Raw genomic sequence first — 14,835 nt, 5'->3', positions numbered from 1 at the left:
GCCGCGACGCGGCCACGGCCCGCCGCCTCTGGGCTGCCCTGCCTAGGCGCTACCAGCGGCACTGCTGGTACTTCACCGACCTGTTGCCGGCCTGCGCGCAGGCGTTTCCAGCCGGTCCGCACCGGCCTTGTCCCAAGGGCGAAGGGCAAACCAATATTGTCGAAGCCGTGAATTGCTCCTTGCGCCAACGCTGCGGCGTGCTCGTGCGCAAATCCTGCTCCAGCAAATCACTTACCATGCATGCACACGGCGCGAATCAAGATTTGCATTGACCGGCATAACCAAAGAACCATCCTCAATTAGACCACCGCCGACTTTTTAGGTATCTGGATGGGTATTAATGCACTATTGGTACCCCCTGTTATCTTTAAATACTTTGTTATAGTTTAATAACCGCTGACGCGCTTTCTGCTCTTTATCGGACTTCTTAACCTGTTCCATTTTACGGCGTTGCTTTCCCGACCGCGAGAATTTATCGTAAATCAACCCAATAGGCCCGCCGCTTGTTGGGGGTGGAGGGGGCGGTGTTGAATCAACAGCAAAAACTGGCTGTAGTTTTATCCTTTGGGGCCCTTTTATCAAAGAGACGGTTGGTCGTTTTATATTGCGTAGGGCCCGGTTGATGCTCGCCCTATCCACACGATCAGCCGTAATACTTACTTCGCGTAGACGAATTGAATCGCGTTGCATACGCACATGCACTACGAACTGAGCTAGCGATGTACCGGGCAATATGAGCAAGTGTGGTTTATAACCCAACAGTTGGAAGAGGATCGTATCAGCCGGAGCGGCGGACAAGATAAAGTTTCCCTGGGCATTTGTCAAGGCTACTTGTCGGGTAGCTCGAATTCGCACAGTGACCCCAAGCAAGCCGTGCTTCGTAACGGCATCGCTCACCGTTCCGCTTATCCGTATCATTCTATCTGACGGAATAGACTGCGCCCAAATGGGTTGGTAACCAAAACATAGAAGCGCCAGTATTAGCAAACGAAATAGGTGCATCCACTGCCCATCAGTTTTGGGGTTGTGCCTTTTCTTGCTGCCTGTTCGCAGTCTACAATTCATGAACTATTTCATCAACTACTTCATTAACCGCTCGGTCCCTCTGCCGCCAAACAGCGTCAGTAGTTAAGCAATTCGCTTCATTTTAAACAATTCGGAGTTGCGGGATTGAAGCAGCCTACCCGATGTGGCACCAACCAACATTAAAGCGATAAAAACTGACTTTACATAAAGCAGATAAGACTACGAATGTAATAATTAATCAGCTAAGTAGGGGCACGCGATGAGGTAGTCCAGACAGGCCGTACACCACTCTAAGAACGTATTGGGGAATCAGTTCGGGCATAACCGATTGATACACATTGTTGAGTTAGCCACGAGCAGCTAGGTTTCGTGGCTGGCGGGGGTGAACTCGTAGTCGATGGCAAGTCGGCGGAAGCAAGTAAACCAGGCAAACGTGCGTTCGACGACCCAGCGCTTGGCTACGGGCACAAAGCCGCATGCGGTGGGCGGGTGACGAGTTGGTGGATGATCCCGAGCGTAAGCAGATGGGTCGCAAAGCGCCCGCGGTAGCCTTTATCCGTTACCACCGTGGTCAGGCGCGGGCCCCAGTTCGGGCGTGTGGGCAGCATGTGCAGCGCCTGGGTGCCGTCGTGGCCGTTGGCAGCGTGGACGCGGCACGCGAAAATGCGTCCGTCCACGTTAGTGACAATCTACCGTTTGCGTCCGTTGACGTACTTGCCCCCGTCGGTGCCCCGGTGCTCAAAAATGCGGGGCGCGAGTTTGACACTCTGGCTGTCCACGCAGACGGGCGAGGGCGTCGGCGCACGATTCGCGGCCAGCCGGTTGGCTTGGTTTAGGGCCTGATTGACTTGCTGCCACAAGTGCTGTTGCTGCCAGCGCCGGAAATAGTAGTAAACCGCCGTCCACGCGGGAAACGAGGCTGGCAAACTGCGCCATTGGCAACCCATTCGGCAGATATAGCGCACCGCATCAACCACTTGGCGTAGGCACAGGCGGCGTTTGCGTTGCACCGGCAACAGCGGCGCCATAACTTGCCATTGCGAGTCAGTGAGTGGTTGATGTCCGTCAACCACAATGCTAGCGGAGCCTAGGAACTCCGCCTGCAACTTACTGACTCGTTTCCTTTTTCACCACAGCTAATTCCCTAACACCCTTTTAAGAGACAATGCCTTTTGCTTTGCCTCAAGGGAGCCGGTTGATAACTCGCCACTGCAATTCAGTGATATTAAGTTGGAAGCACCTATAGCCTGTTAAAATTTAAGGATAAGGTGTCGAATGCTGGATAGGAAGATGGTTACTTCGGGACCGGTGGTTTCACATTCGTAGTCTCGGCTCAAGCGTCGGTCCCATTGCAACCAGCTGATGGAGCGCTCGACCACCCAGCGAGTGGGCACGGGGGTAAAGCCGCCGTTGCCCGTGAGCCCGGGGGTGTGTCCAATCGCCAGCCGCTGTGAGCCCGGGTCCACTGGGCCAGGGGCTGGCCGTCGTAACCGGCATCGGCCAGGACGAGGGCAAGTCGCTCAAACCCCTGCTGGGCCAGCTTTTGTAGGGCGGCCTTGCCGCCGACCTAGTCGTTTTCGTGGGCCGGTCCAACGTGCGCGGCCAGCAGCAGGCCACCCGTATCAACGAGGAGTTGGCGCTTGCGGCCCTAGATTTCTTTGTGGCCGTCAAAGCCCTTGTCCCGCACGCCCCGCTCCCTGCATTTGACCGATTGGGCATCCAGCACGGCCACGCTCGGGCTCGCTTGCCGGCCGGGCGCGGCCCGCTGGCGGTGGCGGCGCACTAGGACCTGGTTAAGCGCTGCCCAGCGCCCATCGGCCTGCCAGCGCTGGAAAATGCTTGCGACAGCGCGTATCGGGCAATAGTTCTTGAATAACTTGCCACTGGAAATCAGTCAGGTCCGTTTCGTACATCTTTGGTCGGATGAAAAAAGACAGCAACCAGGCTGGTTTCTTTATGTCTAACAACTACTTGTAAATTTTAACACGCTCTAAAAAGCAGAGCCATTATTACTGATTTTACTTAGATGGCGATTCTTCTTTCATCATAGTGCAAAGTAGTTCGGTTCTGTGGACGACGTCTTCTTATACTATATACAATAAGCTTCGCTCGGTCGAATCAGAATTTATTGTCCCTCATCCGGTGAAAACAACGTTATCCATTTACTGACGTTGGCAGTTGGTTCTGCTGCATTAAACGCATTACCGAGGTCTTGTGAAATGCCTTTCCCCGGCGCGTATGGTAGCCGTGAGCATTGAGCTCGGCAGCAATAGCAGCCAGAGTCAGCCCGTCGCGCCGCAACAGCGTAGCCAGCCGGCGGGCCTGCTTGTTGGGTACTGCCTCCTGCGCGTTACGCTGTACCACTGCCCTGCCTAAGGCCCGCGATTCGTTAGTAAAGTTCTCGGGCTTGCCCAGGGTGAAACCCCGGGCTTTTTTGGCCGATAGCCCTCGCTTAGTGGAATCGGAAATATCCTTGGCTCCCTTCTGGGCCACGGCCGCAAGAATATTAATGGTGAATTCATCGGCATTGGGGATGTCGCAGGCCTTGAAGCGCACGCGCTCCTCCATGAGCTTGGATGTAAAGTAGACGCTGCGGGCTAAGCGCGACATCTCGGCTACTAATAGGGTTGCCCCGACGGTGCGGGTTTGCACGATGGCCTTGGCCATTTCGGGCCGGTTGTTCTTGCGCCCGCTTTCCACCTCAATGTATTCGGACAGGATGCGGTCGCCAGGTTGCAGGAAGCGGTGGGCAATCAGGCGCTGTCCTTCGAGGCCGAGGCCACTTTGGCCTTGGCGCAGGGTCGAGGCCCGTAGATAAAGGATGTAGTCCACAGATACAAGAGGTATCGACCGAAAAAAACAAATTGCGAAGTGAAGTTACATTCTAATAATGGTCGTTCTTGACTTGTAACTTTTTTCATTTAATGAAAAATATATCTGCCAACCCGCCTTTTTACTTGGGTATGTGGTCGCCGGCAGTTTGGCAAAACGCTTGGGCTACTCATCCGACACATCGGCCGGACTCGGTGTGGCGTTAGGCCCAGAAGTCAGGAAAGCGCCGGTTCACGTTATTCACGTACAGCTGTTCGCGCACCACCGAGCTGTACCAGAACGGCACCTGCTCCGGCGATGCCCCCTGCAACAAGGGGGTGCTGGCGATGCGGTGGTGCTTCATGAAAGACACGAACCGGTGGGGCCACTCCGTCAACAACCAGTGCGCTTGCAGCAGCACCGTGCAGCGCGCATCGAACGGCAAGTGCTCAAACGAGCGCGCCGCCCGCAGCTGTTCGACAGCCATTTCCGGCAGACTTGGTTCGGCCTGCCGTGCCAGGGCTTGTTGCAGGGGTGAGCAAGCGGGCTTGTCGCTGCTGAGCACCCGCACGAGCTGGTGCAGAACGCCAAAGTACAGGTGCGGGTAACCGACCGCTGCGGTCCAACCTTCTGTTAAAATCCGCTCCCATTCCAACTGGGCCCGAATTATGGACGCAGGCGCACCAACGGCTTCTGCGCGGGCCAAGTCAAAGCCGCACCGAAAGCAATGCGAAATGGGTACATCGGGCAATTCGAGTTTATGGCCCAGGTCGATGCGAAAAAATATTACGGGGGCTTGACAGTTGGGGCAATGGTCGTGGAGGCAGAGGCCACACTCGGGGCACGCCAGGGACAACGCCAGCCGCCAGTGGGTGCGGTAGTAGGGGGTCGCGCCGTCGCGCCGCAAGCACCCCGGGCAAAAGAGCAGCCCATAGCGGCGGCGCGTTCGGTGGTAAATGCCGAGGGGCAATACCCAGTCGGTGTTCCCGTAGGGGTTGTGCTGTAGGTACAGGCGGCCTTCGTACGAGCGCAACGTCGTCGCGTGAATGCGCGAAGCGACACTCGGTGTCCGCTCAGTCAACCCGTCAAGCACCGCCGCGGGCGCGGCTTTGTCCACGTCCCGGTTCCAAACGCTGGTTTCCGGAAAAAGCACTTTGGTGAAGGTGTAGACTTTGCATTCGTGCGCGTGCGCCAAGCGCACTAGCCAACTGGACAGGAGTTCGTCCGGCTGGGGTGGCACGCAGAAAGGCAAACGACCGGAGGTCATGGGATGCGACATTTCTAGTTTTCATGCAGTGCTGGCCGTCACGTGCTTGACGATGGCCACCGTCACCCGCTCTTGACCGCTGCGAATGGCCTCCACGGTGGCCTTCTTCAAAATCGTATACAGCCCCCCCATGCTCCCTTGGCAGATGTCGAACAGCGTTCTGGCCAGCGGGTCGTTCACCAAGCCCGAGGGGTGTTTCAACGGCAGTCGTCCTTCGTAACTGCTCAGCAAACGAAAAAAGTCGTCGTTAAATTGCCAGGGCACCAAGCGCACTACCGGCATCCGGCTCTCCAATTGCTTATCGTACTGCAGGGCATTGTATGCCGTTTCAATCCCGGCACCCACAATCGGGATGCGCAGTTTGCTGGCGAGGTCGCGCAGCAGATTCAAGAAATCGTAATGTGCCCGGTGGGAACCTGCCAGTAAATTATGAATTTCGTCAATGAGCAACATGCGCACGTTCGCTTTAACCATCATGGCAACGACGCGCCCATGTCGGTTGCGGACGTTCTCCTGGGGCGGGAAAGGTACCCGCAGCACGTTCAGTATGTTCATATAGAAGAGTTGTTCGTCGGCGCGCAAGGGCGCTCGGACCAACAACGCCGGGTGCTGACGCGTCCCGTCAGAATTTTCCACTTCTGGATGAAGCTCGGTGAAACGCTCCAACAGCGCGGTTTTGCCACTGTCGATGTCCCCAATAATCATCAAGCCCGGCGAGCGCTGGTGCGGAACATGGCGAAACGAGTCGTTCAATTGGCCCAGAATGAATTCCACCCGCGGGTAGGAAATCCACGGAATGTCCTCCACAAACGCAAACCGGCGGGCATCCGGACCGGACATGACTTCAACCGTTTCAGGCCTCAAATGCTCCATGATGCTTTGCGCTAATCAAATGGGCGAATGTGTGCCCGATTGCATTCAGGTATCGGAACGTCATCTGAAAGCGGACTTGTGGCAGCATCCAGGTCATCTTCACCTGCTTGCATCAGGCGGGCGGTTTCCGTGACGGGCACCCCTTGAATGACGCGGTTTTCGAGCTTGGTCATGCGGATTCGCTTCGTCTTCGCGATGCTATCCTGTATAAGTAGTCGCATGGTCACCAGTCCCGCCATGATTTCAGGCACGTTTTCGTCTGCTTTTCCCTGTTGACGCAGCATTCTCCTGACCGCGACGTATTCATGCTGCGTCATTGACGGATACCCCCGGTTCCTATAAGGAATTTTGTGGTATATGTTGGTGTCAGGGTCCAGGAAATAGATGTGGCTTATGTCGCGGGGGTCTTTCTTGAAGAGAAACTTTTCTTTGCTGTGTGCCCCAGGCCCCCTGAATCTTTGCAGAATATGCGAATTATAATGGATGTAACCAATTTGAATTCCCTCGCGTGTAATTACCCGTTCTTCGGCCGGCATGAAGTCCAACCGTAATTGGAGTTCATTTACGGCGCAACGAGGCCGGTCACGTTCCGCAAGGTCAGCTATGCCCCGCCGGTAACGCGCAATCGGAACCTGCCCAATTCCGTCATGAAGCGTGTTATGGTATACGTTAACCAAGTAGACCACGAACCACTTCTCAAACTCAGCTAATGTCAGGGCTGCGTATTTGGTGGAATCATAGTGCCCCTTGGCTTTGGAATTGGAGTTCGTGGTGCCCGGTAGTATATGCATTTCCTGTAGAAAAGTTCGCAGGCCACGTTCTATGTGACCGCCCATGTGTGGGACACGGGGCGGCCGGTGTTCCCGTCTGATACCGTATTTTTTGCAGGCCCGGCCCAACATCGTGCCCTTGAATTCGCGGGCATTATCCGTGTGCAACACCTTAATCCCCCCCTGACACGGCCATTCGCCGGCAATGCCTTTTTCGGCCAAATACCCGTGCTTGGGCAAAAAAGCGTGTACCATGCACAAGCCAGTGCCCGCGGCGCCCGGATGCTCAAACGAGAGGTAGAAGCCGAGTACCATGCGGGAATACACGTCAATGGCAAGTGTCAGAAAGGGCCGGCCCACCACCATTCGGTACGTTTCATCCACTAAGTCCACATCCGCCGTCGCGTGGTCTATCTGCACAAAGGCGTGCGGGTAATCGTCGCCCGTTAAACGCCCTTTTATTGACGAGTACAGGTTACGGGCTACGTCGGCTCCCCGGCGGCGGCGCACGCGTTCTTCCGTTGGCACATCGCTGATGCGCCGGTTGACGGCTTTCGCACTGGGAGCCTTCACGCCGGCTTGGTAGCAGAGCAGTTGAATTTCCCGAAGTACTTGGGAAGGCCTCTTTTGCTGCAGCGTGAGGTAATGCGTTTGAATGCATTGCTCCACTAATTCCTCTACTTTCGGAGTTAGGCGCCGTAAGCCCTTATAAGGACCAGGCTTCTGGCGCACCAAGCCGCTTACTGTCTGCGCACGGGCATAGAGTTTCAGCCAACGATACACCGTGGCCCGGCCCAAACCGTGTTGCTGCGCAACCTCAGCTACCGTTAGCGCAGGTGGCTCGGTTAATAACGGCTCCAGTATTTTTAAACGCTTGCAGGCCTTTCGCCACGCCTTATTGGGCACGGTCGCTATGTCGTCGCGTGCTTCCACTAGTAAATTACCTGATGTATCGGCGGCCTGTTCCGTTTCGGATGCAATAAGTACCGGTTCTTCACCGACAGCAGAAGGCTTACGAGACCGATGCATAGAATTAGTAGTCAGTTAAGTTAACCCATCCTAAACCCAATACAGAGCAGCAAATTCTATGGGCCAATGTTAAACCCGATACCTTGCACTAAGATAAGAAATTTACAGCAATACTAGCTGCTTCTATATAAGAAACTTACACACCACAATCGGGTTTTCTCATTAACATGGGCACAGAAATATAAGTAGTGTCAGGGTTGGAGATTGAAATTATCAACATCTAAGAACAAAAGTGGCTTTGAAGGATGGTTGTGTCTCACTATTTAGAACATTCAACAGCAACCCGCAGCCCGGCGAAATCTCGCTCTCGCACAACGGCGTGCTGTTTCTGGATGAGCTGCCCGAGTTCAAGCGCACGGTGCTGGAGGTGATGCGCCAGCCGCTGGAAGAGCGACGCGTGACGATTTCGCGGGCTAAAATCAGCATCGAGTTTCCGGCCAATTTTATGCTCATCGCGAGCATGAATCCGTGCCCCTGTGGATTTTATAATCATCCTGAAAAAGAGTGCGTTTGCGGGCCGGGCGTGGTGCAAAAGTACCTGAATAAAGTGAGCGGGCCGCTGCTCGACCGCATCGACCTGCATGTGGAGGTAACGCCCGTGACGTTTGACCAGATGACGGAAGCGCGCAAGTCGGAAACCAGCGCCGACATTCAGGCGCGGGTCGATGCAGCGCGGCTGGTGCAGGAAAAGCGCTTTGCTGATTATGGCGATATCCATTCCAACGCTATGATGCCGCCGCAGATGGTGAAGGACCTCTGCCAGATTAGCGAAGACGGCCGCCAGCTGCTGAAAACCGCCATGGAGCGCCTCGGCCTGAGCGCCCGTGCCTACGACCGCATCCTGAAAGTGGCCCGCACCATTGCCGACCTGGCCGGCACCGACAACATTGAAATCAACCACCTGGCCGAAGCCATTCAGTACCGCAGCCTCGACCGCGAAGGCTGGGCGGGGTGAGGCGCTGTGCTTGCCCCAGCGCCGCTACAGCTTCGCCCCCACTTTAAATTCAATCACGTCGGCCGCGCCGCGGTGAATTTTCAAATCCACCGCGCCGAACAACAGGTTGGTGAAGTGGTATTTCAACCCCAGCCGCTCGTAGTAGGGCGTGCTCGACTTGTAGGGCGCATACACGTAGAAGCCCAGGTGCGAGTCGAACGCCAACTGGCCAAACAGCAGCTCGTGGCCGATGAAGATGCCGGCCTTTTTCACGTCGGGCTGGGTGCCGCCGGCGCGGGTAGTGTCGTTGAGCGTGGCCTTCAGGCTGCGGTCGTAGAAGCCCTCGAGGCCCAGCAGCAGGTTCGACTTGCGGTTCATGCGGCGGCCTACGGCGAGGGTTACCGAATTCACGAGGTACTTCTGCTTATCGCCCTCGGTGCGCTGCTTATAGCCCAGGCTGGTGCTCACGTTATAGAAGATGTGGCCGACTTCGGCCGGGGCCGGGGCATTGGCGTTGGTGCGCGGGGCGGGGCGCTGCTGGTGGTAGTTCAGGCCCAGCACCAGCGAGGGCAGGTTCACGCCGAAATTAGGCTTGGTAGTGGCGCCGTTGGAATAATGGTTCAGTCCCGCGCCCACCAGCAGGCCCAGGTGCGGCGAGAGGGCGTAGTCGTATTCGAACCGGAATTGCAGTGTGGCATTGAGCGCCGAGCTGGCAATGGTGTTTTTGTGGTTGGTTTCCTGATTGTAGGGATTGCTGAGATACGCCAGGCCCGCGCCCAGCCGGAAGCTGAAGTCGTGCTTGGGCCCGCGCGAAAACGACTTGCTGAGGTAGGGGCTGGCCGAAAGAGCGTAGCCCAGCACGGGGTTGTGAAAATCGTAGTAGGTGAGTGCCAGCCCGATTTTCGGAAACTTGTACCAGCCGTGCCAGGGGGCCGCGCCCGTGGTTTGGCGCTGCAGGTTCAGCTCGAAGCCCGTGGGGTGCGAGGCCACCAGATGTCGGATGGCGTAGGTGTGCGCCATGATGATGCTGCCCTGCGCGTAGGCCCCCACAATGAATGGTGCCCGAGGCGCGGGCTGCCCCGCGGTGATATCAACTGCCTGCCCCTGCCCCGGAGTGGCGCGCAGAAAAAGCGCCCCTGCCAATACCAGTAAACCCGAATATTCTTTCATAAATAACTCTCTGGGCCACTGTGCACGCCGGTCCAACCTCAAAAATACGATGCCCACCCGCCCTCATTGCAAGCAAAAAAATAACCTCGGCAATCGCAACCTATGGGCGCGCAGTTTCGCTATAAGCCCCGGTTTGAGAAACCACCCACAGATTTTCTTCAGAATTCAACCTATCCCTTTTTTCTTATCATCATGAAAAAAACCATCCTATCTCTGGCGCTGCTGGTCGGCATCGCGGGCGCAGCCCAAGCCCAAACCGGTCTGAAACTTGGCCTCAAAGGTGGCTTCAATGGTTCTACCTTCTCGGGTTCCGACTCGAAGGGTTCGGAGTACAAGGCGGGCTTTGCCGCCGGTGGTCTGCTCAACTACGGCTTCACCGACAAATTCTCGGTGCAGGGTGAGTTGCTGTACTCGCAAAAAGGTGCTTCGCAGGACGGTGTATCGTATGTGAACGGCACCAGCTCGACCGGCCTGCCCATCATCGCCAACGATGGCACGGCTAAAATTACCCTCGGCTACATCGACGTGCCGGTATTGCTGAAAGTGAACACCGGCGAAGACGGCAAAGGCTTCTTCTTCGAAGTAGGCCCGCAGGGCAGCTTCGTGCTGCACCAGCGCACGTTTGTTGAGAATGGCAGCGGCAAGCAGGTTGGCTCGTCGTACACCAGCACCGATGGCCTGAACAAGGCTGTGATTGGCTACGTGGGCGGCCTGGGCTACCAGATTACCAGCGGCTTGGGCCTGGGCCTGCGCTACACCGGCGACATCTCGCAGGTGTACAAAGACAACCAGGGCGGCAACCTGCACAACTCGGTATTTCAGTTTCAGGCGCACTACCTGTTCGGCGGCAAATAATTTTTGCTCGCTGCAAAAAAGCACCGGTCTGCGCGCAGGCCGGTGCTTTTTTTTTGCTCATCGATACAATAATTCTATTCCAAATATATTAGTTACAACGCCCCGCAGATTTAGTATTAGCTTTGCGCCGCATTTAATCCATTCTTCATTTTTTACACCTCATGAAAAAGGTAATCCTCTCTCTCGCCATTTTGGCTGGCGTAACCAGCGCAGCGCAGGCACAAAGCAGCCGCTTTGGTGTAAAAGCTGGTGTTAACCTGTCCAACATTTCGGGCAAAGACACCGAAGATGCTAAAAACCTGGTGGGCCTGTCGGCCGGTGTGATGGCTGACCTGGGCTTTAGCGACCTGCTCTCGTTTCACCCCGAGCTGCTGTACTCGCAGAAAGGCTTCAAGATGGAAAGCGGCGGCGTTACCGGCCAGTCGCGCCTGAGCTACCTCGACCTGCCCCTGCTGCTCCGCGTGAACGCCGACGGCCTGTTCTTCGAAGCCGGCCCGCAGGTGGGCTTCCTGATGGGCCAGAAGACGGAAATTTCCGGCGGCGGCCAGTCGTACTCCTCAACCAGCACCGACGGGCTCCGGAAAGTTGACGTAGGCTACATCGCCGGCGTGGGCTACCAGTTGTCGTCGGGCTTGGAGCTCGGCGTGCGCTACAACGGCGGCATCTCCGACCTGAGCGACCCGTCGACTAGCGACAAGACCCGCAACTCGGTATTCCAGCTTCAGTTGGGCTACCTGTTCGGCGGCAAATAAGCAGCTGCTTCATTCGTTGAAAAGCCTGGCTTCCGGACCGGAAGCCAGGCTTTTTTTGTGCCCCGCCCCCTGGTTGCGACAACATAATGAAACGAGCGGCAGTATATGCCCGGGCTTGCAAATCCGAGCATTACACATTGACAATCAAAAACTTCACCCGTTCTTCATTATGCAAAAGTTCATCCTTTCGCTTGCGCTGGCAGCAACTGCTACCGGGGCCGCTCAGGCCCAGACGCCCGCCTCTACCGTAGGTATCTCGCTGGCCTACGGGCGCAGCCGCCTACTCGACAACAACAACTATAAGTCGACTGGCCACTCGGCCTACCAGGCCGGCCTGAATGCCGACGTGTACCTGACGGAGGCCGTTTCCTTTCATCCGGAGCTGCTGTACACGATGCGTTACTATGACACCAACAGCGACGCCACCGCCAGCCTGAACCGCGACGTGACTTCACTGGATGTGCCGCTGCTGCTGCGCTACTACGCCGGCGGCTTGTATTTTGAAGGCGGACCTGAAGTGGATGTGCCTATCAAAGCGGTAAACGAAGAAGCGGAAAATGTAAAAAGCCAGGTAAATAGTGTGGCCCTAAACTACGTGGTGGGCCTGGGCTACCAATTCGGCCACGGTCCGTCGCTGGGCGTGCGCTACGACGGCGGGGCCAGCAATGTGTTCAAGAGCGACGCTACGACGGTGCTGGGCTCGGGCAAGTATAAAACCAGCAACCTGTGTGTGGTGCTGGCTTATTCATTTGGCAGCCGCAAATAACCGGCGGCAGGGCGCCACGGCCAAAGCCCGGTTTCCAGTGCGGAAGCCGGGCTTTTGCGTGCCTGCCGTAGCTTTGCCGGGTACCTTTCTATTGCTTTGGCTGATGAAAAAACTATTCTATGCGCTGGCCCTGACGACCAGCCTGAACTATGCCGCGCAGGCCCAGGATGTATCGCTGGGCCTGAAAGCAGGTGCCACCTATGCGTCGTTTACGGGCGAGCAGGCGGGCAATCCCGATGGCCTGTTTGGTTTTCAGGGCGGCATTTTTGCCAACATCGGGCTCTCGCGCATGGTGGCATTCCAGCCCGAGCTGCTGTACTCGCAGAAGGGTGCCAAAGTGAAGGACGTGACCAATGCCAGCACCCGCCTCAGCTACCTCGACGTGCCGCTGGCCTTTCACGTGAATGCCGACGGACTGTTTTTTGAGGCCGGCCCCCAGGTGGGCATCCTGCTGGCGGCCAAAAGCGAGGTCGGCCCGCAGTCGGTCGATGTGAAAAATCAGCTTAACCCCTTCGATGCGGGCTACTTGGTGGGCCTGGGCTACCAGCGCAAAACCGGGCCCGGCATTGGCCTGCGCTACAACGGCAGCTTCAGCAACCTGCCCAAATCCTCCACGGTGGGAGGCGTGACCACGCAGCAACACATTCGCAACAGCGTGTTTCAGCTGTACCTCACGTATTCGTTCGGGGGCTGATTTATTTTGTGCCGGACAAACCAAGGCCCTGCTTCTGTGCGGAAGCAGGGCCTTGGTTTGTCCGGCAGCTAGCAAAATGCTACTTCGCCGCCGCGTAGTTGCGGTAGAAGTGCGGAATGGTTTCGATGCCCTTCAGGAAATTGAAGACGCCGAAATGCTCGTTGGGCGAGTGAATGGCGTCCGAATCGAGCCCGAAGCCGAGCAGCACGGTATCGAGGCCCAGCTCCGACTTGAACATGGCCACGATGGGGATGGAGCCGCCGCCGCGCGTGGGCACCGGGCGCTTGCCGAAGGTGGTTTCCATGGCGTCGGCGGCCGCTTTGTAGGCGATGGAATTGGTAGGCGTCACCACGGGCTCGCCGCCGTGGTGGGGGCGCACTTCCACCGTCACGCCCTGGGGCGCAATGCTTTCGAAGTGCTTCCGGAATTTCTCGGTGATTTCGGCCGAAGTCTGGTGGGGCACCAGGCGCATCGAGATTTTGGCGTGGGCCTGCGAGGCGATGACGGTTTTGGCGCCCTCGCCGGTGTAGCCGCCCCAGATGCCGTTTACGTCGAGCGTGGGCCGGATGCTGGTGCGCTCCATGCTGCTGAAGCCCTTTTCGCCGTAGCTGTCGGGCAGGCCAATGCTCTTTTTGAACTCCTCCTCCGAAAACGGAGCTTTGGCCATTTCGGCGCGCTCGTCGGCGCTCAGCTCGTCCACATTGTCGTAAAAGCCGGGGATGGTGATGTGGCCGTTTTCGTCGTGCAGGCTGGCAATCATCTCGCACAGGGCGTTGATGGGGTTTTGCACAGCGCCGCCGTAGAGGCCCGAGTGCAGGTCGCGGTTGGGGCCGGTCACGGTCACTTCGTGGTAGCTCAGGCCACGCAGGCCCACCTCAATGCTGGGCACGTCGTTGGCCAGAATGCCGGTGTCGGAAATCAGAATCACATCGGCCTTCAGCTTCTCCTTGTTAGCCTTCACGAAGATTTCGAGATTGTTGGAGCCAATTTCCTCCTCGCCCTCGAACATGAACTTGATGTTGCAGGGCACGCCGCCCTGGCCGTCGCGCATCATCATCTCGAATGCCTTCACGTGCATATACACCTGGCCTTTGTCGTCGCAGGCACCGCGGGCGTAGATTTTCTCGTCCTTAATCACCGGCTCGAAGGGCGGCGAGGTCCACAGCTCGTAAGGGTCGGCGGGCTGCACGTCGTAGTGGCCGTACACGAGCACGGTTTTGGCCTCAGGGCCCACAATGTAGTCGCCGTATACGATGGGATTGCCGGCCGTGGGGCAGATTTCGACGTTCTGCACGCCGGCTTCTTCGAGGCGGGCCTTGAGGAAGTCGGCGGCCTTCAGCACGTCGGCGTGGAACTTGGGGTCGGCCGATACGGACGGGATGCGGAGCCAGTCCATCAGCTCATCAAGGAAGCGGGTTTGGTTGTCGGCGAGGTAAGCGGCCATGCGGAACGGGGGTTAGCGGGGTTGGGAATGCGGGGGTAAAAGTAGCGGCCCGCGCCCGAATGCCGGCCCGGGCCATTGGTTTGGCCGCTATCTTCGGCCCATGAAAAACTCTCTGGCGGTGCTGTTTCTGCTGAGTGGGCTGGCGCCGTGGGCCCCGGCCCGGGCGCAAACCAAAACCCGCCCAACGGCCCGGCCGACAGCCGCGAAAGCCCCGGACAAGGTGTACGCGGCCGACGAGGTGACGCCCTGCTCGTTCGACGTGGTCACCGCCACCGAGCTTATCCAGAGCCGGGCCGTGTACCCGGCCGATTTCCTCAAAACCGACCCGCAGGGCGAAGTGCACGTGGAACTGACTATTGATGCCACCGGCAAGGCGCGCGACGCCGGCATTCGGCAGTATATCGGCTACGAGCCCGCGCCGGCCGCGGCCACCGCCGCCGTGCT

Annotated in this window: 14 protein-coding genes and 3 pseudogenes; 8 read left to right on the top strand and 9 right to left on the bottom strand. The window is 57.4% G+C overall.

Annotated elements, in window-relative coordinates; all coding sequences use genetic code 11:
- Positions 1–272: pseudogene (locus ACYVDE_RS04490) on the top strand (hypothetical protein); the annotation flags it as partial.
- A gap of 73 nt (positions 273–345) precedes the next feature.
- Here the strand turns inward: ACYVDE_RS04490 and ACYVDE_RS04485 are convergent.
- From ACYVDE_RS04485 to ACYVDE_RS04475, 3 genes and pseudogenes are all read right to left on the bottom strand, one after another.
- On the bottom strand, positions 346–918 hold the full coding sequence (locus ACYVDE_RS04485; protein WP_460500266.1) for a carboxypeptidase-like regulatory domain-containing protein: 573 nt from the start codon (positions 916–918) through the stop codon (positions 346–348).
- 495 nt (positions 919–1,413) lie between these two features.
- A pseudogene (locus tag ACYVDE_RS04480) lies at positions 1,414–1,509 on the bottom strand (IS5 family transposase); the annotation flags it as partial.
- Between the two features lie 206 nt (positions 1,510–1,715).
- Complete coding sequence (locus ACYVDE_RS04475; protein ID WP_460500265.1) at positions 1,716–2,099, bottom strand: transposase; 384 nt, start codon at positions 2,097–2,099, stop codon at positions 1,716–1,718.
- Between the two features lie 506 nt (positions 2,100–2,605).
- On the opposite strand from ACYVDE_RS04475, the gene ACYVDE_RS04470 reads away from it, so the two are divergent.
- The gene (locus ACYVDE_RS04470) at positions 2,606–2,812 is read left to right on the top strand and encodes a hypothetical protein (RefSeq protein WP_460500264.1); all 207 of its coding nucleotides are present in this window, start codon (positions 2,606–2,608) and stop codon (positions 2,810–2,812) included.
- Positions 2,813–3,180: 368 nt separating this feature from the next.
- Here the strand turns inward: ACYVDE_RS04470 and ACYVDE_RS04465 are convergent, their stop codons facing one another.
- The 4 genes from ACYVDE_RS04465 to ACYVDE_RS04450 all read right to left on the bottom strand — a co-directional run bounded on the left by ACYVDE_RS04465 (position 3,181) and on the right by ACYVDE_RS04450 (position 7,776).
- On the bottom strand, positions 3,181–3,858 hold the full coding sequence (locus tag ACYVDE_RS04465; RefSeq protein WP_460500262.1) for a recombinase family protein: 678 nt from the start codon (positions 3,856–3,858) through the stop codon (positions 3,181–3,183).
- Positions 3,859–4,060: 202 nt separating this feature from the next.
- Positions 4,061–5,104, bottom strand: a complete 1,044-nt coding sequence (locus ACYVDE_RS04460; protein WP_460500261.1) for a TniQ family protein — start codon at positions 5,102–5,104, stop codon at positions 4,061–4,063.
- A 21-nt stretch (positions 5,105–5,125) separates the two neighbouring features.
- The gene (locus tag ACYVDE_RS04455) at positions 5,126–5,977 is read right to left on the bottom strand and encodes a TniB family NTP-binding protein (RefSeq protein ID WP_460500260.1); all 852 of its coding nucleotides are present in this window, start codon (positions 5,975–5,977) and stop codon (positions 5,126–5,128) included.
- A gap of 11 nt (positions 5,978–5,988) precedes the next feature.
- The gene (locus tag ACYVDE_RS04450; RefSeq protein WP_460500259.1) at positions 5,989–7,776 is read right to left on the bottom strand and encodes a transposase; all 1,788 of its coding nucleotides are present in this window, start codon (positions 7,774–7,776) and stop codon (positions 5,989–5,991) included.
- 280 nt (positions 7,777–8,056) lie between these two features.
- Here ACYVDE_RS04450 and ACYVDE_RS04445 point away from each other — a divergent pair.
- Positions 8,057–8,731 (top strand): annotated as a pseudogene (locus tag ACYVDE_RS04445) (YifB family Mg chelatase-like AAA ATPase); the annotation flags it as partial.
- A 24-nt stretch (positions 8,732–8,755) separates the two neighbouring features.
- Here ACYVDE_RS04445 and ACYVDE_RS04440 read toward each other — a convergent pair.
- The gene (locus tag ACYVDE_RS04440) at positions 8,756–9,880 is read right to left on the bottom strand and encodes an acyloxyacyl hydrolase (protein ID WP_460500258.1); all 1,125 of its coding nucleotides are present in this window, start codon (positions 9,878–9,880) and stop codon (positions 8,756–8,758) included.
- Between the two features lie 192 nt (positions 9,881–10,072).
- Between ACYVDE_RS04440 and ACYVDE_RS04435 the strand changes: the two genes are divergently transcribed.
- The 4 genes from ACYVDE_RS04435 (at position 10,073) to ACYVDE_RS04420 (ending at position 12,947) form a co-directional block, all read left to right on the top strand.
- The gene (locus ACYVDE_RS04435; protein WP_460500257.1) at positions 10,073–10,735 is read left to right on the top strand and encodes a porin family protein; all 663 of its coding nucleotides are present in this window, start codon (positions 10,073–10,075) and stop codon (positions 10,733–10,735) included.
- A gap of 161 nt (positions 10,736–10,896) precedes the next feature.
- Positions 10,897–11,487, top strand: coding sequence for a porin family protein (locus ACYVDE_RS04430; RefSeq protein WP_460500256.1), 591 nt, complete (start codon positions 10,897–10,899; stop codon positions 11,485–11,487).
- A 169-nt stretch (positions 11,488–11,656) separates the two neighbouring features.
- Positions 11,657–12,253 (top strand): porin family protein, encoded by a 597-nt coding sequence (locus ACYVDE_RS04425; RefSeq protein ID WP_460500254.1) that lies wholly within the window; start codon positions 11,657–11,659, stop codon positions 12,251–12,253.
- 103 nt (positions 12,254–12,356) lie between these two features.
- The gene (locus tag ACYVDE_RS04420) at positions 12,357–12,947 is read left to right on the top strand and encodes a porin family protein (RefSeq protein WP_460500252.1); all 591 of its coding nucleotides are present in this window, start codon (positions 12,357–12,359) and stop codon (positions 12,945–12,947) included.
- A 79-nt stretch (positions 12,948–13,026) separates the two neighbouring features.
- Here the strand turns inward: ACYVDE_RS04420 and ACYVDE_RS04415 are convergent, their stop codons facing one another.
- The gene (locus tag ACYVDE_RS04415; protein ID WP_460500251.1) at positions 13,027–14,391 is read right to left on the bottom strand and encodes a M20 family dipeptidase; all 1,365 of its coding nucleotides are present in this window, start codon (positions 14,389–14,391) and stop codon (positions 13,027–13,029) included.
- A 100-nt stretch (positions 14,392–14,491) separates the two neighbouring features.
- Here ACYVDE_RS04415 and ACYVDE_RS04410 point away from each other — a divergent pair.
- Positions 14,492–14,835 (top strand): hypothetical protein (locus ACYVDE_RS04410; RefSeq protein WP_460500249.1); only part of this gene is annotated, 344 nt, incomplete at its 3' end.

The sequence above is a fragment of the Hymenobacter agri genome (genome assembly GCF_054778495.1).
The sequence above is the reverse complement of the archived record's forward strand: the minus strand, read 5'-3'. Positions and strand labels throughout refer to the sequence as shown.